Raw genomic sequence first — 19,407 nt, 5'->3', positions numbered from 1 at the left:
CATTTCCGATGAAACCTGTAAGATTTGCGACGATCGGCATCAATCACGACCACATTTACGGGCAGACCAACTGCCTTCTGAATGCGGGTGCCGAATTTGTCGGCTTTTATGCCGAGGAAGACGACCTGGCCCGGGCTTATGGCGAGAAATTCCCCGGCGGTCCCCGTACCGACGACGCACGCCGTTTCCTGGATGACGACAGCATCGACCTTATCATCAGTTCTGCCATTCCAGCCGACAGGGCAGGGATTGCGATTGCGGCCATGCGGGCGGGCAAAGATGTGATGGTCGACAAGCCTGGTATGGTCACGATGGACGAACTTGCCAATGTGCGGCGCGTCCAGGCAGAAACCGGGCGTATCTTCTCGATCCTCTATTCCGAACATTTCGAAAATCGTGCCACCGTGAAGGCAGGCGAACTCGTTGCCGCAGGAGCGATCGGAAAGGTCGTCTCGACAGCAGGCTTCGGTCCGCACCGCCTGCGTGCGCCAACCCGGCCTGAATGGTTCTTCAAACGCGAACGGTATGGCGGCATTCTCGTCGATATCGCCTCACATCAGTGCGAGCAGTTCCTGTTCTTCACTGGTGCCGAGAGCGTCGAAATACGGTCAGCTACCGTTTCCAATCGCGCTCACCCGGAATGGCCAGGTTTGCAGGATAGCGGCGACATCCATTTGTCGACCGCCGATGCCGACGGCTTTATTCGCGTGGACTGGTTTACGCCGGAGGGCTTGCCGAGTTGGGGGGACGGGCGTCTCTTCATCACGGGAACGGAAGGTGCAATAGAAATCCGCAAGAACATCGACGTTGCCGGGCGAGATGGTGGTAATCACCTCTTCCTGACCGACAAGAAGGGCGTTCAGCACATCGATTGCTCGAACGTCGAGTTGCCTTATGGCGGCCAGCTTCTCCATGATATCCGCAACCGCACGGAGACTGCGATGCCGCAGGCGCGCTGCTTTGCAGCCATGGAAGTCGCACTCAAGGCACAGCAGATGGCGGAGGGAACCTATCGTGGCTAAACGTTACAAGGTTGCCGTTATCGGCTGCGGCATCGGCAAGTCGCATATTGTCGAAGGCTATCAACCCCACGCTGACAAGTTCGATTTGGTTGCGCTATGCGATCTCGATGAAAAACGCCTGAACGCGGTCGCAGATGAGTTTTCTGTGCCGCGCCGCACGCTCTCCTCAGACGAGATCATGGCGATGGAGGATGTCGATATCATCGATATCTGCACGCCACCGGCGACGCATACGCGACTGATCCTGCAGGCTCTTGCAGCAGGGAAAAATGTCGTCTGCGAAAAGCCTTTGACCGGCTCACTTGCCGAGGTAGACGAGGTGATGGCGGCGGAGGAAAAGTCGAGTGGGGTTCTGATGCCCATCTTCCAGTACCGTTATGGAGAGGGTGTGCAGCAAGTTCGCCGCATCGTCGAAAGCGGTCTGGCCGGCAAGGCTTACGTTGCAACAGCCGAGACCTTCTGGAACCGTGGCGCAGACTATTACGACAACCCGTGGCGGGGCCGCTGGGCCACCGAGCTGGGCGGCGTGATGATGACCCACGCCATCCACCTTCATGACATGCTGACCTATCTCATGGGGCCAGTCTCGCGGGTATTTGCGCGCACGACCACACGGGTCAACGCGATCGAGGTCGAAGATTGCGTCTCTGCGAGCCTTCTCATGCAGAGCGGCGCCGTTGTCTCGGCAACCGCAACCCTTGGGGCGCAGGAGGAAGAGAGCCGTCTGCATCTCGCATTTGAGAACGTGACGTTTGAAAGCAATCACTCGCCCTATTCGCCGGGCGATGGACCCTGGCGCATCGTTCCGGCCAACGAAGAGGTCGGGAAAAAGATCGATGCGCTGCTTTCAGAAATGCCGGCGGTCGGCAGACGTTTCAACGGGCAGATGGAGGCCTTTTATCAGGCGTTGGAAACGGGCGAAAAACCGCCGGTCACCAGCGCTGACGCTCATCGTTCGCTGGAGCTTCTGGCGGCGGTTTATCATTCCAACGATACCAATAGTGATGTTGCCCTGCCGATCGGCCAGGGCCATCCGAAATACGTCACCTGGCGGCCTTGAACGCGGGACGGGAGGAACAGCATGGCAAGCAGCATCACTCTTGAGAAAATCGTCAAGCGCTATGGCGCACTGACTGTCGTACACGGTATCGATCTGCAGATCGAACCAGGCGAATTTACTGTCTTTGTCGGTCCGTCCGGATGCGGCAAGTCCACGCTTTTGCGCATGATCGCCGGATTGGAGGAAATTTCTGGCGGGGACCTCAAAATCGATGGGACACGTGTCAACGAGACCGCCGCCTCCAAGCGCGGTATCGCGATGGTATTCCAGTCCTATGCGCTTTATCCCCATATGAGTGTCTACAAGAACCTCGCCTTCGGTCTCGAAACGGCCGGTTACACGAAGGCTGAAATCGAAGAGCGCGTGAACAAGGCCGCAGATATTCTGCAGATTGGGCCGCTTCTGCAGCGCAAACCAAAGGCGCTCTCGGGCGGCCAGCGCCAGCGCGTGGCAATCGGCCGGGCGATCGTGCGAGAGCCCAAGATCTTCCTCTTCGATGAACCGCTCTCCAACCTTGATGCCGAGCTGCGCGTACAGATGCGTGTCGAGATTGCCAAGCTTCACCAGGCGCTCGGCAGCACGATGATCTACGTCACGCACGATCAGGTCGAGGCCATGACAATGGCAGACAAGATTGTGGTCTTGCGTGACGGCAAGATCATGCAGGTTGGACGGCCGCTCGATCTCTACAACAACCCCGCCAACAAGTTCGTCGCAGGCTTCATCGGGTCGCCCAAGATGAACTTCCTCTCCGCCAGACTTTCTTCTGGTGACAGCTCACATCGCACGATTGAGGTTGCCGGGCAGCGTATCACCCTCGACAAGCCGGTGATGGCACAGGAGAACGAGCCGCTGACATTTGGCGTGCGCCCGGAACATGTGAACCCGCAGTCGCATTCGGCTTCGCTCGGTGACGCTTCGATCCAGCTTGTCGAACACCTTGGCGGTTCTACGGTGATTTACACCAACACACCGGATGGTCAGCCTGCAACCGTTCTCCTGGATGGCCAAAGGCAGATCCGTATCGGCGAGACGATACCTTTTGCCTTTGATCTGTCGCAGACGCATCTGTTCGGAGCAGATGGGCGGCGCATCTGAGCGCGAGGGCCACGTCATTTTGACGAATGGCAGCGTTCACGATCTTGAGGCAAAGATTTCGGTGGCTGGACCTTGCCGGCCACCGAAGGGAAATTGCCTTGCGCTGCTTCTGCGCGGTCGCGGACGCGAGGTTTCCGATCGAGGTTTGTCGCATTCATGATCGCAGACGATTGCGCGGCTTGATCTGTGCGCTACAACCTCCTCTATGACCAACCCCTTCGTTATCTTTGCCGACGGTTCCTGCAAACCTGCCACCTTGACGGGCGGTTGGGCATTCGTCGTTTATCAAAACGGCCAGGAAATCCATTCAGACAGTGGGGCGGGTACGGGCATCACCAACAATGGCTTCGAAGTGCTGGCCGTATTGAAAGCCCTGACGTGGCTGGACGACAAGGCTCAGAAAACAGGTGCTGTCATTCGGACTGACTCCCGTCATGTTGTCGAGGGATGTCAACGCTGGCGCTCTATCTGGCGAGGCAATGGATGGAAGCGTATCAACGCAAACAGCCGTGTGCGCAAACGGCCGATACCTGACAAAGAGCTATGGCAGGAGGTGGACAGGCTCCTCCTTTCGAACCCTGAGATCATCATAGAATGGTGCAAGGGGCATTCCGGTCTTGATGGCAACGATCAGGCAGACGCACTCGCAAGAGCGCGGATGTCGGGGCCGAACGTTGATAGCTGACGATCTGTTACCCTGCCGCGGCGTCTCGATTTACCGTTCGGACTGATGCGCTATATTGAGGCCCTAGGAGATCGAAGATGCTTTTGAAAAAGTACGACGAAAACAAGGATGCCCTGAAGGAAATCGGTCGGGAAGCAATTGCCGAGCGCCGCCGTCTGGGCTTGTCGATCTCCGCCAAGGATCTCACCAACGAGGCCAAGGACCAAGCCGAGCAAAGGCGGTGATCCGCGCCCCCGCCACCATCTGTCTTTGTCAACAGACCTAGAACGCTGTAACGGCTGATGCTTTCCGATTTAGAATAAATCAATCTCCATAATCTCCAATATTCGGGGCATGACGGTCCCTGTAACCTGAACCCTCCAATGACGTTTCATTTGAACCAAGGAGAAATTCATGCTGACCATCAAGCGCCTTAGTCTGGCGGATGCACGCGTCCTCATTGCGGGTGCCGTGGCAAAGGCCGAGGAGATCGGCGTCCCGATGTGCGTTGCCGTGACCGATGAATCTGGTCAGTTGATCGCATTCGAACGTATGGATGGCGGCAAGCTCACAAGCAGCATCATTGCGCAGGACAAGGCCTACACCGCTGCCGGCGCTAAGAGATCGACAGAAAGCTACGGGACGGTAAGTCAGCCCGGCCAGCCCGCTTACGGCATCAATTCGGCAATTGGGGGAAGGCTTCTGGTTGTCGCCGGTGGTCTTCCCGTGATTGTGGACGGCGACGTTGTCGGCGGCATTGGGCTAAGTTCCGGTACACCCGCGCAGGATAGCCAGTGTGCCCAGGCCGGTATTGATCACTTCCTCGCCAGCCTGACCTGATACCCTTCGTTACGCGCAACGCGGCGTTGATCCGCGTTGCGTCTTCGCTCCGTTTGACCCTGGCGCGTTGACGGTGCTCTCAGGATCGCCCAAGGATTGCCTTGAGCGTTGCGACATCCTGCTCGAATTGAGCGATATCGTCGCTTTTCACGAATTCGAGCATGGCATAAGCCGCCGATGGCCAGGTGCTTTGAGGCATCGCATTGATGCAGGCGCGCCAGTAGTTTTCATGTTCGCAAAGGGCAAGCCTGCTCGCGTCGGCAAGCCAAGCGAAGACATGGAGATGGCAGACACGTGACCCTAGCGCTGCAATCTCCTTTAATGCCTCTTCAAGGGCCAATCCGGGAGCGGGCTGCCAGTAGAAGAAGAGGTTGTCGAACGGCAGATCATTTGCCAGTTGCAGCGATGATACCAGATTATCCGTCAGTGAATTCGGGTGGTATTCGAGGCCAATCGTCATGCCACGTTTGGCGGCACTCTCAGAGATCTTTGCGAGGGCCGTTGTCGCAGCCTCTCGTTCATTCAGGCGATAATCGGCAGAAGGGCGTTTACGGCTGCCCGCCCAGACTCGAATGTGACGGGTGTTCAATGCCTCAGCCGCGTCGAGTACGGCGTCGACATCTGCAATTTCGAAATCTGGCGCGAAAAGATATGAACCGTAAGACGATACCCGAAGGCCGGCGTCCGCCGTCTGAGCGCCGACCGCCCTCGCTTTGACAAGGTCGCCTGGAGGCACATGGATGTCGCCACCCCACTCAATCGCCGAAAGACCGTTTGCAGCTGCGAGGCCGATTAGTTTTTGCGGCTCCATCGATCGGAAGGTAACGGAGCAAAGGCCGGGTTCGAATGGTCTCATGCAATCATCTCGAGATGTTCAATCTGGATTTGTTGCGCAAGCGCCTCTCCGCGACAGTAGCGTTCGATCTCGTCAACTGCCATTTCCCCGAGGCGGGCGCGCTCAAGCCCGACAGCGCCGGCAATATGAGGGGTCAGGAAGACATTCGGAAGGCTGTAAAAGGGTGATGACCGCGGCGGTACCTCCGGGTCTGTTACGTCAATCACGGCTTCGATACGGCCTTTCTGAAGTTCACCCAGCAATGCGTCGTCATCCACCAGTGCGCCGCGTGCCGTGTTTATCAGCGTTGCGCCGTCCTTCATCAGGGACAACATGGCTTTGCCGATCATGTGGCGTGTCTGCGGAAGAGATGGGGCGTGCAGCGAGATTACGTCGCTTGTCGCCATCAACTCTTCGAGCGTGACCAGACGTGCACCAAGGGCGTTTGCGTCCTTGTCTGTGAGGAAGGGATCAAAAAGAATACAGTCGAAATCAAACGGCTGAAGCAACTTCAAAACGCGCCGCCCGATGCGTGACGCGCCGATGATGCCGACCGTCAATCCGAGATTACCGATAGCCTCCGACTGCAGCCTGTCGACGTTTTCACGCCTTCTGTCGTCCGCGTAAATCCGCCGGAAGCTGAACACACGTTTTCCGGCAAGCAGGATCATCGCAAGGGAAAACTCTGCAACAGGCTGTGCATTGGCCTCGGCGGCACTCGAGACGATAATGCCGTGTCTGAATACGACCGGTGACAGGAAATATTTCACTGTCCCGGCTGCATGCGAAATCATCTTGAGGTTGGGCATCAGTGACAATTCATGCTCACTGATTTGCGGACATCCCCACCCGGTCAGCAGGATTTCGGTTTGTTCAAGCTGTGCCCGGTATCTCGGATCATGGAAATCGGTGACCGCGGCATCCCCAAGAATATCCACCGACCGGGCAAGCCGCTCGACAGTCGCCGGCGCCAGGACGTGCCTGGTTCTTTCTGGAGCCATCGCAACGCTCAGGCGAGCAAGCCTCTTCGTCATGTGCCATCCCCGATGACGGCGATCGCGCTCACGGTTCTGCCGTCTTGCGAAAACACCCTGTCCAACGCTTCCAAGTCCGGAAGATCAGGGGCGTCTGGCAAAGCGTCACCGTTCTGTGTGTCCTTTTTCGCGGCAAAGACTGCGCAGGCCAGGAAACTTTCCCCGGCCGGGATTTTTCCCCGCAACTGCGGGACCGTGGTTTTCGCGTGAATGAGGTTGGTGTTTGGCAGCGCTTTCAAGGCAACGCCTTGTCTTTCGACAGTCGAGCCGAGATCGACAATTGCCGAGAGGTCCGAACCGCAATCTGCTGTTGCCCGCCCTGTCACCTCGACGAAAGGATCGCGGTCGCCATCATTGCGTTCGATCGCAAAACCGCCTTCGGTGACCCAGAGTGGTCGCTCGGAAACGATCCTGTGCAGCCGGATGTGCCAATCACCTGCTGGAACAAGCGTGGTCTCAACAGAAACGTCGGGATAGGGACGCCATGTCGAGCGCAAGTTTGTCTGCGCAAGGACGGCAGTTTCATTGGTTTCTCTGACCCTGTAGTGCAAACCGTCGTCTGAAAAGGCGAGCATGTTGTCGAAGCCGTTGGTCTTGAACCCCCGCTCGTCAACTTCCACGCCGAAGCCATATCGGGAGGAGTATGCAAATTTGGCATATTTCTCCGGCCCGCCACGCATCATCAGGTTTTCCTGGCCGCAGCTCAATGCCGTGACAGTACCGTTCGAGCGCATCATCACCATGCCGGGGTGGGGAAGCGGCGTCACTTTTTGCGATCGCTCGAGAGGTTCCTCCTTCGCCTGCCAGAAGGGGTGATGCTCGGGCAATGCAAGCGGCAGGAACGCCTTGAAGGCCCAGTAGGGTGAGCCGGCAGAATTATAGCTTTCTGACATGGTAAGTTGCGGATAGCCGTATCCTATCGAAAGCACGCCATCGCGATCGGCGACCGGTTTTTGCGCCCACCAGCGCAAGTGCCGTAGATACTGACCTTTTATCTTGCCCCAGGGGAGCGCCTCTTCATCGGCAAAGGCAAGACCTGCCCAGAAGCCGCCGCATGCGAAACGATAGGTCATCGAGCGCCCGAAGGCGAGCGTACCGCCGTCTTCATCGAACCATTGCGCAAAGTCACCGGCAAAAAGGCGTGCCCGCTCCCTGTACCGTTGTCCGTAGACATCATCCGGTTTGCAGAGCTTTGCATAAATCAGACCGTAGAAATGCATGGCGAATGCAATGTAGTGATCGATCCTGCGGTAGTTTCCGTCCCGGTACCAGCCATCGTCAATATAGAAGCCGTCGAGCTCAGCCTGGAACGTCTCCGTGAGGTCGCGATTGAACGTAATGCCGAGGTGGTCGAGCGCCATATCGACCATGATCCGGAAAAATTTCCAATTGTTGTCGGCATAGGTCCGCTCGCGCGCCGTCAGCAAATAATGGCTGACATTGGCTTTTTGCGCATCGGATAACGGTTCCCAAAGGTGTTGTGGTGCAAGTCGAAGCGCAAATCCGATTGCGGCAAGCTCAACAAGCCGCTGATCCTTCTGGCGGACATCACCCCAATAGTCCGGGTGTTTCGGATCTGTGCCGTTTGCTATGCCCTTGGCAAGAAGCGGCCAATGTTCGAAATGGTCGCCACTGAGTGCAAGTGGCGCAATGCCCCATAGCGGACGTGCGAATCCCTCCAGATCCGCTGCCGCCCGATCGAAATGGGCAGCCGTTCCGCTGAGCGTCACACGCCCGGCTCCCTCCGAAAAATAGGGAAGGAGCGGTGCAAAGCAATCGTCGAGCGCCTTCCTCACGTCGGCTCTGCTTTGTAAGGCATTCCCGTGGAGTGGGTTGAAGCGGATGTTGGGATCAGTCATTGATTTTTGCCTTTCCCGCAACATCTGCGGTCTGACCTTCGACGAGATGCACGGCAAGCTGTACCTGCCGGGAATTGGCGGACGGCTCGAGCAGCCGGCGTCGCATGAGGTCGATTGCTTCACGGGCAATTTCGCGACGGTCGACGCGAATGGTCGTCAGCCGTGGCGTAGAGAGCTCCGCAAATGGCAGGTCGTCGAAACCGATCACCGAAATATCCTGGGGAACGCTCAGTCCAAGTTCCTGAACTGCACCAAGCGCACCGAGAGCAATCGCATCGTTCATGCAGAAAAGGCCGGTTATTTCCGGCTTTTCGGCAAGCAACCGGCGAACGGCGTCGCCAGCCTGCGCAAAGCCGCTTTCAGTCGTCGAAAGCAGCATCTCGTTATAATCGGTGCCTTCTGTCGTACGAATGGCGTGACGGAAGCCGCGAATTCGCTCCCGCACCGTGTGACGATGGTCGGGACCGATATAGGCGACCTTGCGATGGCCGAGTTCCGTCAGGTGGGTTCCAGCCAGTCGTCCACCATAGAAGTTGGAGGGAGAAACGCAGTCGAACGCCATGGCTGGGTCCGCACCATTGACGAGCACCGTCGGCAACACGCCCTGCGCCATACGGCTGATCTTGTCGTCTTCGGGATCAAGGCCGATTGCGAGAAGACCATCGGCCTCACAGGCGCGCTGCATCATTGTTTCGTCGATCTGCGCCTGATGCAGCAGTTTGATGTCGAGTTCAAATCCTTCGCTTTGAGAAAGGCCGCGCAACGTGTCGAGGATGTCATGGTAAAACGCCCCGATATCGCCCGTTGCCCGTTCTGCAGACATGAAGGCGATAATGCGTTTGCCATCCAGAGGCATGGCCACGCCAGAATTTGACGGTCTTAACGGGTATCCGAGTTCGGCAGCAACGCCGAGAACCTTCGTCTGGATAGAGGCGCTTATGCCCTTTTCTCCCGCAAGCACGCGAGAAACTGTGCTGATCGAAACACCCGCGCGCTGGGCAATGTCAGCCTGGCGGGGACGGTTGATATCGGTGGCGTCTGGCATTGTGACTCCTGCGCTTGCAAACGAAGCAATAATGATGCAAATATTGCAATGATAGAAAATTTGCAAGAAATAACTTATTTATGCAAAATTTGCAAAACGCGGGAGGAGCAGATGCAAACTATCGACAGACGTAAGTTTTTGATGACAGCGGCAATGGGGGTAGGGGCCCTGGGGCTTGGTGCAACGGTCGGCGCCTTCAACGCGCAGGCTCAGGAAAACCGGTTGCGGTGTGTCTGGTGGGGATCGGCCGATCGAAGCCGGCGCACCAATGAGGTGATCTCGCTTTATCAGAAAGCAGATCCTAAGACGGCGATCAGCGGCGAAATGATCGCCGGCTCCGACTACTGGACCAAACTTGCAACCTCTATGGCCGGTCGCAATGTAGCGGATATTTTCCAGCTCGAGCCCTCGACGATCGCTGACTATTCCGGCCGTGGGGCCTGCATGGAGCTCGACAAGTTCGTCGGTTCCTCGCTTGATCTGTCAGGTTTCGGCAAGACAGAAGTCGACCTTTGCCGCATCGACGGAAAGCTCTATGGCGTCGGTCTCGGCTTGAACTCGTTTTGCATGATGTATGACGCCGAGACGCTGAAAGAGGGCGGCGTTTCCATTCCAAAGGAACAGATCACCTGGAAAGCGCTTGCCGAACTGGCAAAGGACTACAAGAAAAATGCGCCAGCGCGGCGCAATTACTGGGCCGTCCCCTACGGTGGACGCTACCACTACGTCTTCGACGTTTGGCTGCGCCAGCGCGGCAAGCTGCTCTTCCAGGACGGAACCATCGGGTTCAACAAGGAAGACGCAAAAGAGTGGTTCGCCTACTGGGAAGATCTGAGGCAGGCTGGCCTTGCAGTTTCGGCCGACATTCAGACCCGAGATGACAATACGATCGAATCCAATTCCCTGACACTTGGCAATTCGGCAATCGGGTTTGCCTACTCCAATCAGTTGGTCGGGTATCAGCAGCTGAACAAGAAGACGCTTTCGGTGGGCATGTTGCCAGGCGAAGGTGAAGGCAAACCGACCGGGCACTATTACCGTCCCGGGCTGATCTGGTCTATTTCATCAACTTCAACCAAACCGGAAGAGGCGGCGAAGTTCATCAGCTTCTTTGTCAATGACGTTGCGGCTGGCAAGGTCCTCGGTGTCGAGCGTGGCGTGCCACCTTCCAAGACCGTACGCGAGGCCGTTCTGCCGAGCCTCAACGAGACGGAGCGCAAGACGGTAGACTATATTGAAGGTCTCTCCGGAAAGCTTGATCCATACCCGGAACCCGCACCGATCGGCGCAAACGAATTTGACCGCGGTGTCATGCGGCCGATTGCCGATTCACTCGCGTTTGGGCGCGCAAGCGTCGATGAGGCTGCGCAGAACCTCGTTGATACCGGCACCAGAACACTCCGCAAACGGGGATAAACTGTCCCTGATGCGACATGGCGGCCAACAGGCACCTTAAAATCATGAGACGCCGGTTTCCGGCGTCTTTTTTATTTACAACGGATCGTGTCTTGAACGTTCGCCGAGACGGTGCAATGAACCGAAAGTAGGCATTCGCCGTTTGTTCAACAGTCTTTCTGCTTCGGGTTTTTGAAGATGGCCATATCGGTGCCGGAACGGTTCGTTCTGCTGGATGGGATTAGGGGCGTGGCTGCCCTTTTCATCGTACACCGGCATGCAGAGCTATTTTTCGGCAGGCCTGAGGAATCCAGCTACCTCGCTGTCGACCTGTTTTTCGCCTTGAGTGGTTTCGTCCTCGCACATGCCTACGGAAAGAAGCTTGCCGACGGAATGACGTCACCCGCTACATTCATGACAGCGCGTTTCTTCCGTCTCTATCCGCTTTATGTTCTTTCACTTCTCTTGATGGCTGCGTTTTTCGTCTGCCTCTATGTGCTCGGACTGCCGACCCCGATTGATGACCTCCACAGGCCAGTAAATCTTGCCGAGCTTGGGGTTGTACTCCTGACAGGTCTGCTTTTCCTCCCGGCACCCTTCACGATTACTCTCAACGGCGCGCTTTTTCTCGTAAGCCCGGCCTGGTCGCTATTCAACGAACTGGTGGTAAACACCTTCTACGCGCGCTGGGGTGTGCGTGCGAGTTTGCGCTTCATCCTGGGCGTCGTGTTTTTTAGCCTTTGCCTGCTGGTCGTTGCCGCCATTGAATTCGGCAAGCTTCACGCCGGTTTCCGTTGGCATGAAATGTACGCCGGCATGGGACGGGTGTTCTTTTCCTTCCTGGTTGGCGTGTTGATCTATCGTTTTCGCGACCACGTTCCCAAAATCGCGCCAGTCAGCGCGTTGCTCTACCTGGCCTTTGTGTGCCTGGTGCTTGCTTTGCCGATCTCGCGCGCCGTGCGGCCGTTCTACGATCTGGCTATGGTCGTGGTTGGGTGGCCGGTCCTGCTTTATCTGGCGAGCAGAACGGTGCCGGACAAGATTGTCGGCGCCTTTTCATCATTCCTTGGTACGGCATCATACGCGGTTTACGTCTTGCATATCCCGCTCCTTGCCTGGACAGTGTTCCTTCTGCCCAGCCTTACCCAAGGTAAAACCGCGAGCCTCTACGGCTACGCCTTTATTGCTGCTGTCGTGGTTCTCTCATGGGCTCTCACGGTCTGGTACGACCAACCCGTACAGGCGTGGTTGAAAAAACGGCTCAGGGCGAGAGCCACGAGCCGTCAGACTGCCTGAATTTTTTAATCAGAATTGGTTCGCCTCAATGGTAGGCGAGTATAGGTGCCGTCAGCACGAAAAGTGCTGTCAGGCTGATGATCGTCAGTTTCACGGCCCTCAGGCTGCGTGTCTTTCGTCCGTCCCAATCGTACGTCATAAAAACCTCCATACAGACGTCCGCGGTCGACTCATACTTGCGTGGTGAAGAGGGCCTGCCAAGCGGGAATTCTGCTATAAATATTAGTTTTCCACGAAATTCGCACATACAGTTGCAAGAATGCATCACCCTTCAAGATGGCCCCCGCTTGATAGCTCACCAGTTTCGGCCGCGCGGACCGTCAGATTGCGGCCCTTCGCCTTCGCCATCAGGAGCGCTGCATCGGCGCGGCTTACAAGCGTTTGAGCAGGGCCATCTTCGGGTGAAATGGCCAGGCCAATCGAAATCGAAATCCGGCCGAGCGGGCGTCCGTCGTGCGAGAGATGTGCCCGGCCGGCGTTTTCACGCAGTTCTTCGGCCAATGCGTAACAGTCATCTTCTCCACGATCAGGAATGAGGACGGTGAATTCCTCGCCCCCGAACCGGAAGGCCGTGCCGCGATCGCGGAGCGTATTGAGGATGATCTGAGCGACATGCTGGATCACCATGTCTCCCGCATCATGACCAAACATGTCGTTGAAACGCTTGAAGTGGTCGATATCGATCATCAGGCAGGCGAGGCTGTTTTCCGACGTGGATTTTCTATAGTGCTCGAGCCTCTCATTGAGGAACCGACGGTTATAGAGCCCGCTCAGCGCATCCCGTTCAGCGAGGTCTGTCAGCGTGTTGCGCAGTTGCAGGTTGGCGATGGCAAGCCCGACATTCTCGGCAATCAGTTCAAGATAAAGCTGTGCACCGGCATTGGCGGTTGGCCTGTGCTCTGGCCTTTCCAGATAGAGAAGCCCGATCATGTCGCCCATTGCCGTCAACGGGATGCACAAGGTCTCCGCTTCTTCGTCGTGGAGGTGCTGGCAGGGAACATCTGTGGCCGCGACACCGCTCACATGTGGGCGACCGCGACGCAGGGCCCAGCAGGCATCCGTGGTAAACGCGGGATCTGAATGTTGCGGGTCTAGCCAGCTTCCAGTCCTATTGAGCATCGATTTGTCGTTGCTCAAAATATAGAGGCCGCCGGCATGGTCCGGAAAGATCTGCGGTGCAAAACGGGCGACAATATCTGCGAGTTCGGCTTCCGTCTGGCAGGCCTGAAGCCTGTGCATCATTTGCAGCAGCAGGTCTTTCGTTTGCTGATCCGCACGCCGCTCCGCGTCCAGACGTTCCCGCTCCAGTCCGTTTTCCCGGAAAACGAGGATCGCCTTGTTCATCTCGCCGATCTCATCGAGCCGTCGGTCCTGTGGTACCTCGACGGCGTAATCCTCTTTTGCCAGACGGCTTACAATCCCGGTCATGCGCGCGAGCGGCATGGTGATGCGCCGTCTCAGGATGAAATAAAGGACCGCCAGGAAGAGGGCGCCAGTCAGGCCAAGGATTGCCCGAGCGGCCAGGCTCCACCAGTCTGCAAATTCGCGCGCAGTGTTAAACGCGGCACCCGTGCGCGCATCGACAAGAGCTCGGAATGTGTTGACCTGACCAAAAAGATCGGATTGTAGCCTCTCATGCTCTGGACCGAAAAGCACCTGTTGGGCGCCGGATGTGTCGCCGTTTCCGTAGGCTGCAATTGCAGACCGCTCGAGCGCATCAAGAGCGTCGGCATCGACCGTCAGTTGCTTCAATGCGTTGGATTCGGCCTGATTGAGGCCGTGCTCCTCAAGGCGCGCGGCCGCTTCCTCAAGACGTTTCTCGTTATTCTCGCCACTCTCAAAGGCTTGCAGATGGCGCTTTTCGCCGCGCATCACATAAAGTCGCGCTTCGTCGCTGCGAACTTCAGCGCCGATTTCCAGATCCTCGACCAGTTCGTCGAGCCGCAGACGCTCCTCGACAGCTAGACGCTCATCGTTGGCGCTTCGAGACGCCATGATGAATGCCCCTGCCGACAGGGCAGTCAGGACAACGGTAATGCCATAGGCCCAATTGGTGATCGTACTTATTCGCATATGCTCATAATAGAAAACGCCGGTTTCGGGAGGATTAAGAAACGCATCCGGCTTTTTGTCCTGGAAGGGCAGGTTTCTTAGATGGGATGCTGGGCCCGTGTTGCGGGCAAAGACTAGGCAGACACCGAAGATTGTTGAATAATGAGCGTGTTGCGCCTTGAATGATAGGGAGATGGCGTGGTCAATCGCTTCACGGGCAGCCTGCTGGTTCTGAGCGTCTGCGCGCTGGGCATCGTTACAGATGCTGCAGCCTCGGAGCCAAAAACCGAGAGCGAGGGTTCCTGTCTTTCGGCACATGAGGTCGCTCCCGAGCTCTGCATCCGTGCAGAGAGCTATGACAATGATCTTTGTCACGCAATCGAGGTGCTGGCTTTGCGCCACGCTGTGCCCCCGGATTACTTTGCGAGGCTGATATGGCGTGAAAGCCTGTTTCGCGCTGACGCGGTCAGCCCCAAAGGGGCAGAAGGTATCGCACAGTTTATGCCCGGGACTGCGAAATTGCGCGGACTTGAAAACAGCTTCAACGTTGTCGAGGCGTTGGAAAAATCAGCAGCCTACCTTGCCGAACTGAACACAAGGTTCGGAAACTATGGCCTGGCTGCCGCAGCGTATAACGCCGGCGAGGCGGGACTACGGACCTTCATCGACAAGGGGCGGCTTCCCACCGAGACCCGCGATTATGTCTTCGCAATCACGGGCTATCCCGTCGAAACCTGGAAAGAAATGCCGCCCGAGCGCGTTGCTCCCGCTCTCGATGATAATAGGCCTTTTCTTGAAGCCTGTGTCCGGCTCGCAGTGACCCGAACAATGCGCGACCCCGTCCTGTTGGCGTCAGCAGACTGGGCACCATGGGGTGTGCAACTTTCGGCGCATTATAATCCGCATGTCGCAAGCCGTCTGTTTACGCGAGCAATCGTCAGGTTGCCGGAACCGTTGAATGCGGAACGAGCGCTGCTCGTTCGCCAGCGCGGCGGAAATTTTGGTTCGCGCCCTCGTTACGCCGCACGCATTGGCCGCGAGACTCGAGCAGAGGCCAACGAGCTGTGCGGACGGATCAAGAACGGCGGTGGATCCTGCACCGTGTTTCGCAATCGCTAGGGAGTATTCGCGGGTAATCTGGCAAAGATCACCACCAGAAATATGCCGACAATGGAACTGAGGCGGTCCGGTGGCGGTGCCACGAAAAGATCACTTTTCATTCACCTGCAGTTCACTGGCCGTAGCGCTAAATCGCACTCATCCCACAAGGAGGGAGATGAGATGCACAAGATGTTTATCACCGCCGGATTGCTGTTCGGCACCCTGTTTGGCACGGCCGCAAACGCGATGCCCGTCGGTCAACCTTCTGCCCCTTCGGTATTCCACATCCAGAAGGTGGACTATGCATGCGGCCGTGGATTTCACCTCTCGCCGCGGGGCTACTGCCGTCCGAATGGTCCTCCGCGCTATGAGCGTGGTTGGGATCGCCGAGACCGTTGGGAAGCCCGTCGCGAGTGGCGCGAACGCCAGGCCCGACGCGAGTGGCGCGAATGGCGCGACCGCAGGGACTGGAGAGACGGACGCGATCATTATCGCTGGTAAGTTCGGCGAACATGCTTCGGGCACCTCCCTGGACGAGAAGCCAGGGAGGTGCTTGATAGCTGTTTAATGTCTAGAATAACGCCAGCACGGGATCGTGAAGGCAACCTGTGCTGACTTTGTTGGTTCTCCTTGGCTTAGTTTCCTCAGGAGGACCCCATGACGATCACAAGACGAACAGTTCTTGCAGCCGGTGTGGCAGCGGCAGCTTCCACGATGTTTTCCCAACCCCATGTTGCCCGTGCGGCCTTGCCACTGAAACAGCCACCGCTTCCGTTCGGGGAAGGGGACTTGGCTCCGGTTATTTCTACTAAAACCGTGGGTTTGCATTACGGCAAACATCACAAGGCCTATTTTGATAAGCTCAACACGCTCGCACAAGGCACCCGCTATGCCGATATGGAACTGGACGAAATTGTCCGGCAGGCCGCGACATCCAAAGCCGAGGGCGAAGTCAAGATTTTCAACAACGCTGCCCAGGCCTGGAACCACGTCGCTTATTGGGATCAGTTTGTTCCAGGTGGACCGAACAGACCACAAGGCGATCTTGCAACTTCAATAGACACCGCATTCGGGGGATACGACGGCTTTATCAAGCGCGCAGTCGACGTTTCAGACACTGTATTTGGAACCGGTTGGGTCTGGTTGACGCGCGGTGACGACGATCGGCTCGCGCTTATCGGTTATGAAGATGGGAACAATCCCGTCGCCGTTGGCCGCCCAGCCTATCTCGGTATCGATATCTGGGAACACGCCTATTACGTGGACTATGAAAACCGCAAGGCCGATCACATTGCAGCGGTTCTCGACAAGCTGATCAACTGGCGTGTCATCGAGGAACGTATAAAGGCTTAAGCCCAGTTTGCCCACAGCGGTAATCTCTCGGACCCGTGGGAAGCTAAGACTTCCTGCGGGTTGCCCTTGAGACAAGTTTGGCTACTATACTGGCGTGGCGAGGAGGCCACACACGAGGAGGGTTCATGAATAACCGGTTTTCGAAACGGCGGATGTTGCTGAAACTTGCCGCTGGTGCAGCGTCGTTATCTTTCCTGGGAATGCCTGCGAGCGCCCAAAGTTTTCCAGAACGAACTATAACGCTGGTCGTGCCATTTGCCGCGGGCGGATCGACGGATGTCGTGGCGCGCGTCATCGCCCAGAAAATGGGGGATGAGCTTGGCCAGCAAATTGTCGTTGAAAACGTCGCTGGCGCAGGTGGAAATCTCGGCGCCGATCGCGTGGCTCGAGCCGACCCGGATGGGTATACGATCTTGATGGGGACCGTCGCGACCCACGCCTTGAACCCGCTCATTCTCAAGACAAAGCCCTATGACCCGGAAAAGGATTTCGCCCCCGTCTCGCTGCTCGTCGTCGTGCCGAACGTGCTGGTCGTCAACCCGGAACTCAAGGTCAACAATGTCGCGGAACTGATCGCACTGCTCAAAGCCGAGCCCGACAAATATTCTTACGCCTCATCCGGTAACGGCACCCCCCTTCATCTTTCAGGCGAGCTCTTCAAGAGCATGACGGGCGTCAGCATGCAGCATGTTCCCTATAAGGGCGCCGGGCCAGCACTGAATGATCTTCTCGGCAACCAGATCTCGATCATGTTCGACAACTTGCCCTCGTCTTCCAGCCATATCAAATCGGGGACACTTCGGGCACTTGGCGTGACGACCGCCGAACGTGCATCGTCGTTCCCGGACGTGCCAACGATTGCCGAGACGGTGCCGGGTTATGAGACCTATACCTGGAATGCGCTCTTCGCGCCGGCCAACACGCCAGCCGATGCGATCGACAAGCTCAATGCGGCCGCAAAGAAGGCCCTTGCCGACCCTGCTGTTGCCGCCCGCATGGCCGATTTCAGCGCGAAAATCGTTGGCTCATCACCTGAAGAATTGAAGACCCATGTTTCGGCGGAAATTGCCAAATGGGGGCCTGTTGTGAAAGACGCTAACGTCCAGATGGATTGATCTGGCACGGGTTTATAACGGAGAGGCTAGACTGTAAGGTCTAGCCTCTCTCTCCTTCATTCGAGAGGTGGTCGCGCGCCGCCAATAACGCGCCTAAACCAGATGCTGACTGCTGCGATGAGCAATCATGAAGTTCTCGTTTGAGGGATAGCGCTTGAAGCGGGCTATTTTCTCGTAGTCGTTCTCAATGACCCATTGGTCGAAAGCCGCTGCATTGACGTTATCGACCTCGATGAACATCCGCGGTTTTGCCTTCTGAATGGTATTCCTCATCCCGTTCAAAACGGCAATCTCCATTCCTTCAACGTCGATCTTCACAAAGTCAGGCAAGTGCCCGAGTGACAATGCATCGAGTGGGCGAACGGCAACCTGAACCTCGGAAACGGCTTGCCCTGAGTTCGTCGGTGCGGATCGAAGCCGCGTCCCGCCAAGGTTGTTGACGGGAGTATGAAGCGTGAAACGCCCCTCTGTCTCACCGAGGCCAATGCCGAGATACGAGGCATCAAAACACGCAACTACACCGTTGAGAGCAATGTTTAGTTTCAGCATCTCGACGGTGAGCGGGTTGGCTTCGAACGCGACAACCTTTTCCGCCTTCAGGACCTTCGCCATAAAGACAGCGTGATTTCCAACGTTGGAGCCAATATCGTAGAAAACCCGTGCATTGCCGGCGTGTTCTCTGATGATGTTCAATTCCTCAATTTCATAAAGCTGACCCTGGGCATGGTGCCGCTGGATTGCATCATTGGGATTTGAGACAAAGAACGTAAATTCGTTCCTCAGATAAAAAAAGCTGGAGATCGTTCCCTCGTACCGACGATGATAGGCCAACTCCTCAAGACGAGCTTTGCTCACATCCATGATCAGCTGGAGGATGTCATCAATACGTTTGAACGCGACCGACAAGTCATCAGAGCCACTGTGGGAAAACACCCGCACATGTGAGCCTCTTCGCTCGCCAAAGCGCGTCCAGTCGATCCCCAACTGTTCGGTCCGTAGCACGAGGTCCACCGCATGCTCGCCGTTTCGTGCGGGGTCAATGTTTACGCCAATCCGTAAACCGTTGAACTCGAAATCAATGACCAGCGTGTGTGTCGACCAGACCCAGGCTTTTCGATAGCTGGAGGCCAATTTTGTGCTTTGCGGATTACCGAAATAGTCTGTTGCCCGCTGCGTCCAGGATGTCAATTGCTCGGTCATTTCCTGCAGATGAGCTTCGCTGAGATCAATAACCCTGAGAATGACATCTTCGATCTTTTTCAGAGTGTCTGGCAGACGGTCCATGCTTTCATGGGAAAACAATCTCACGTGAGATCTGGAACGTTCCCCGAAAATGGTCCAGTCAAGTCCAAGACTGTCAGCGCGGAGTACCAGCTCGACAGCGCGTTTACCTTCGAGGGAAGGGCCTATGTCTACGGCAATCCGCAGACCGTTGAACTCGAAGTCAATAACAACTGTCTGCGCTTCCCATACCGAGACATTCCTAAAACAGGAGGCAAGCTTTCCCCTTTGAGGAGCGGCAAAATAATCCCTGGTTTGCTGCGTCCAGGATTCCAGTCCCACATAGTCCATTTTTCGCGCCTCATGGTGAGCCGTACAGATGATCAAAACATCAATGATCTACTTTCGTTGTGCGAA

At 56.6% G+C, this 19,407-nt stretch carries 17 protein-coding genes; 11 read left to right on the top strand and 6 right to left on the bottom strand.

What is annotated here, in order from left to right:
* Positions 1-8 precede the first annotated feature (8 nt).
* From FY156_17115 to FY156_17095, 5 genes are all read left to right on the top strand, one after another.
* Positions 9-1,022 (top strand): Gfo/Idh/MocA family oxidoreductase, encoded by a 1,014-nt coding sequence (locus tag FY156_17115; protein UXS03286.1) that lies wholly within the window; start codon positions 9-11, stop codon positions 1,020-1,022.
* Positions 1,015-2,082 carry a Gfo/Idh/MocA family oxidoreductase gene (locus FY156_17110; GenBank protein ID UXS03285.1) on the top strand — a complete coding sequence of 356 codons (1,068 nt, stop codon included), beginning with the start codon at positions 1,015-1,017 and terminating at the stop codon, positions 2,080-2,082. The genes FY156_17115 and FY156_17110 overlap by 8 nt, the downstream gene beginning before the upstream one ends.
* Before the next feature lie 21 nt (positions 2,083-2,103).
* A complete protein-coding gene (gene ugpC, locus FY156_17105) occupies positions 2,104-3,180 on the top strand; it encodes a sn-glycerol-3-phosphate ABC transporter ATP-binding protein UgpC (protein ID UXS03284.1) in 1,077 nt (358 codons plus the stop codon).
* 205 nt (positions 3,181-3,385) lie between these two features.
* Positions 3,386-3,865 (top strand): ribonuclease HI, encoded by a 480-nt coding sequence (locus FY156_17100; GenBank protein UXS03283.1) that lies wholly within the window; start codon positions 3,386-3,388, stop codon positions 3,863-3,865.
* A 393-nt stretch (positions 3,866-4,258) separates the two neighbouring features.
* Positions 4,259-4,684 carry a heme-binding protein gene (locus tag FY156_17095; GenBank protein ID UXS03282.1) on the top strand — a complete coding sequence of 142 codons (426 nt, stop codon included), beginning with the start codon at positions 4,259-4,261 and terminating at the stop codon, positions 4,682-4,684.
* A 79-nt stretch (positions 4,685-4,763) separates the two neighbouring features.
* Here FY156_17095 and FY156_17090 read toward each other — a convergent pair whose 3' ends face one another.
* Genes FY156_17090 through FY156_17075 form a run of 4 tightly spaced genes read right to left on the bottom strand, consistent with a single transcriptional unit; the run spans position 4,764 to position 9,457 of the window.
* Positions 4,764-5,540 carry a TIM barrel protein gene (locus FY156_17090; GenBank protein UXS03281.1) on the bottom strand — a complete coding sequence of 259 codons (777 nt, stop codon included), beginning with the start codon at positions 5,538-5,540 and terminating at the stop codon, positions 4,764-4,766.
* Positions 5,537-6,553: a hydroxyacid dehydrogenase gene (locus tag FY156_17085; GenBank protein UXS03280.1), complete on the bottom strand. Its 1,017-nt coding sequence runs from the start codon at positions 6,551-6,553 to the stop codon at positions 5,537-5,539. Before FY156_17085 ends, FY156_17090 begins: the two co-directional genes overlap by 4 nt.
* The gene (locus FY156_17080) at positions 6,550-8,436 is read right to left on the bottom strand and encodes a DUF2264 domain-containing protein (protein ID UXS03279.1); all 1,887 of its coding nucleotides are present in this window, start codon (positions 8,434-8,436) and stop codon (positions 6,550-6,552) included. The genes FY156_17085 and FY156_17080 overlap by 4 nt, the downstream gene beginning before the upstream one ends.
* Entirely contained in the window at positions 8,405-9,457 is a 1,053-nt protein-coding gene (locus FY156_17075) for a LacI family transcriptional regulator (protein UXS03278.1), read from the bottom strand. Before FY156_17075 ends, FY156_17080 begins: the two co-directional genes overlap by 32 nt.
* 111 nt (positions 9,458-9,568) lie before the next feature.
* On the opposite strand from FY156_17075, the gene FY156_17070 reads away from it, so the two are divergent.
* On the top strand, positions 9,569-10,873 hold the full coding sequence (locus tag FY156_17070; protein ID UXS03277.1) for a carbohydrate ABC transporter substrate-binding protein: 1,305 nt from the start codon (positions 9,569-9,571) through the stop codon (positions 10,871-10,873).
* Positions 10,874-11,050: 177 nt separating this feature from the next.
* On the top strand, positions 11,051-12,148 hold the full coding sequence (locus FY156_17065) for an acyltransferase (GenBank protein ID UXS03276.1): 1,098 nt from the start codon (positions 11,051-11,053) through the stop codon (positions 12,146-12,148).
* A gap of 264 nt (positions 12,149-12,412) precedes the next feature.
* Here the strand turns inward: FY156_17065 and FY156_17060 are convergent, their stop codons facing one another.
* Positions 12,413-14,221, bottom strand: a complete 1,809-nt coding sequence (locus FY156_17060; GenBank protein ID UXS03275.1) for a diguanylate cyclase — start codon at positions 14,219-14,221, stop codon at positions 12,413-12,415.
* Positions 14,222-14,425: 204 nt separating this feature from the next.
* Here FY156_17060 and FY156_17055 point away from each other — a divergent pair, with 204 nt between their 5' ends.
* From FY156_17055 to FY156_17040, 4 genes are all read left to right on the top strand, one after another.
* Positions 14,426-15,319 carry a lytic transglycosylase domain-containing protein gene (locus FY156_17055; GenBank protein UXS05130.1) on the top strand — a complete coding sequence of 298 codons (894 nt, stop codon included), beginning with the start codon at positions 14,426-14,428 and terminating at the stop codon, positions 15,317-15,319.
* A 162-nt stretch (positions 15,320-15,481) separates the two neighbouring features.
* Positions 15,482-15,802 carry a hypothetical protein gene (locus FY156_17050; GenBank protein UXS03274.1) on the top strand — a complete coding sequence of 107 codons (321 nt, stop codon included), beginning with the start codon at positions 15,482-15,484 and terminating at the stop codon, positions 15,800-15,802.
* Positions 15,803-15,958: 156 nt separating this feature from the next.
* Positions 15,959-16,654, top strand: a complete 696-nt coding sequence (locus FY156_17045; GenBank protein UXS03273.1) for a superoxide dismutase — start codon at positions 15,959-15,961, stop codon at positions 16,652-16,654.
* Positions 16,655-16,779: 125 nt separating this feature from the next.
* Positions 16,780-17,769, top strand: a complete 990-nt coding sequence (locus FY156_17040) for a tripartite tricarboxylate transporter substrate binding protein (protein ID UXS03272.1) — start codon at positions 16,780-16,782, stop codon at positions 17,767-17,769.
* A gap of 93 nt (positions 17,770-17,862) precedes the next feature.
* Here the strand turns inward: FY156_17040 and FY156_17035 are convergent, their stop codons facing one another.
* Positions 17,863-19,341, bottom strand: coding sequence for an FkbM family methyltransferase (locus FY156_17035; GenBank protein UXS03271.1), 1,479 nt, complete (start codon positions 19,339-19,341; stop codon positions 17,863-17,865).
* Between the last annotated feature and the right edge of the window lie 66 nt (positions 19,342-19,407).

It is taken from the genome of Agrobacterium tumefaciens (genome assembly GCA_025559845.1).
Lineage (GTDB): Bacteria > Pseudomonadota > Alphaproteobacteria > Rhizobiales > Rhizobiaceae > Agrobacterium.
Note: the sequence above shows the minus strand (reverse complement) of the source record. Positions and strands in the feature narration are given on the sequence as shown.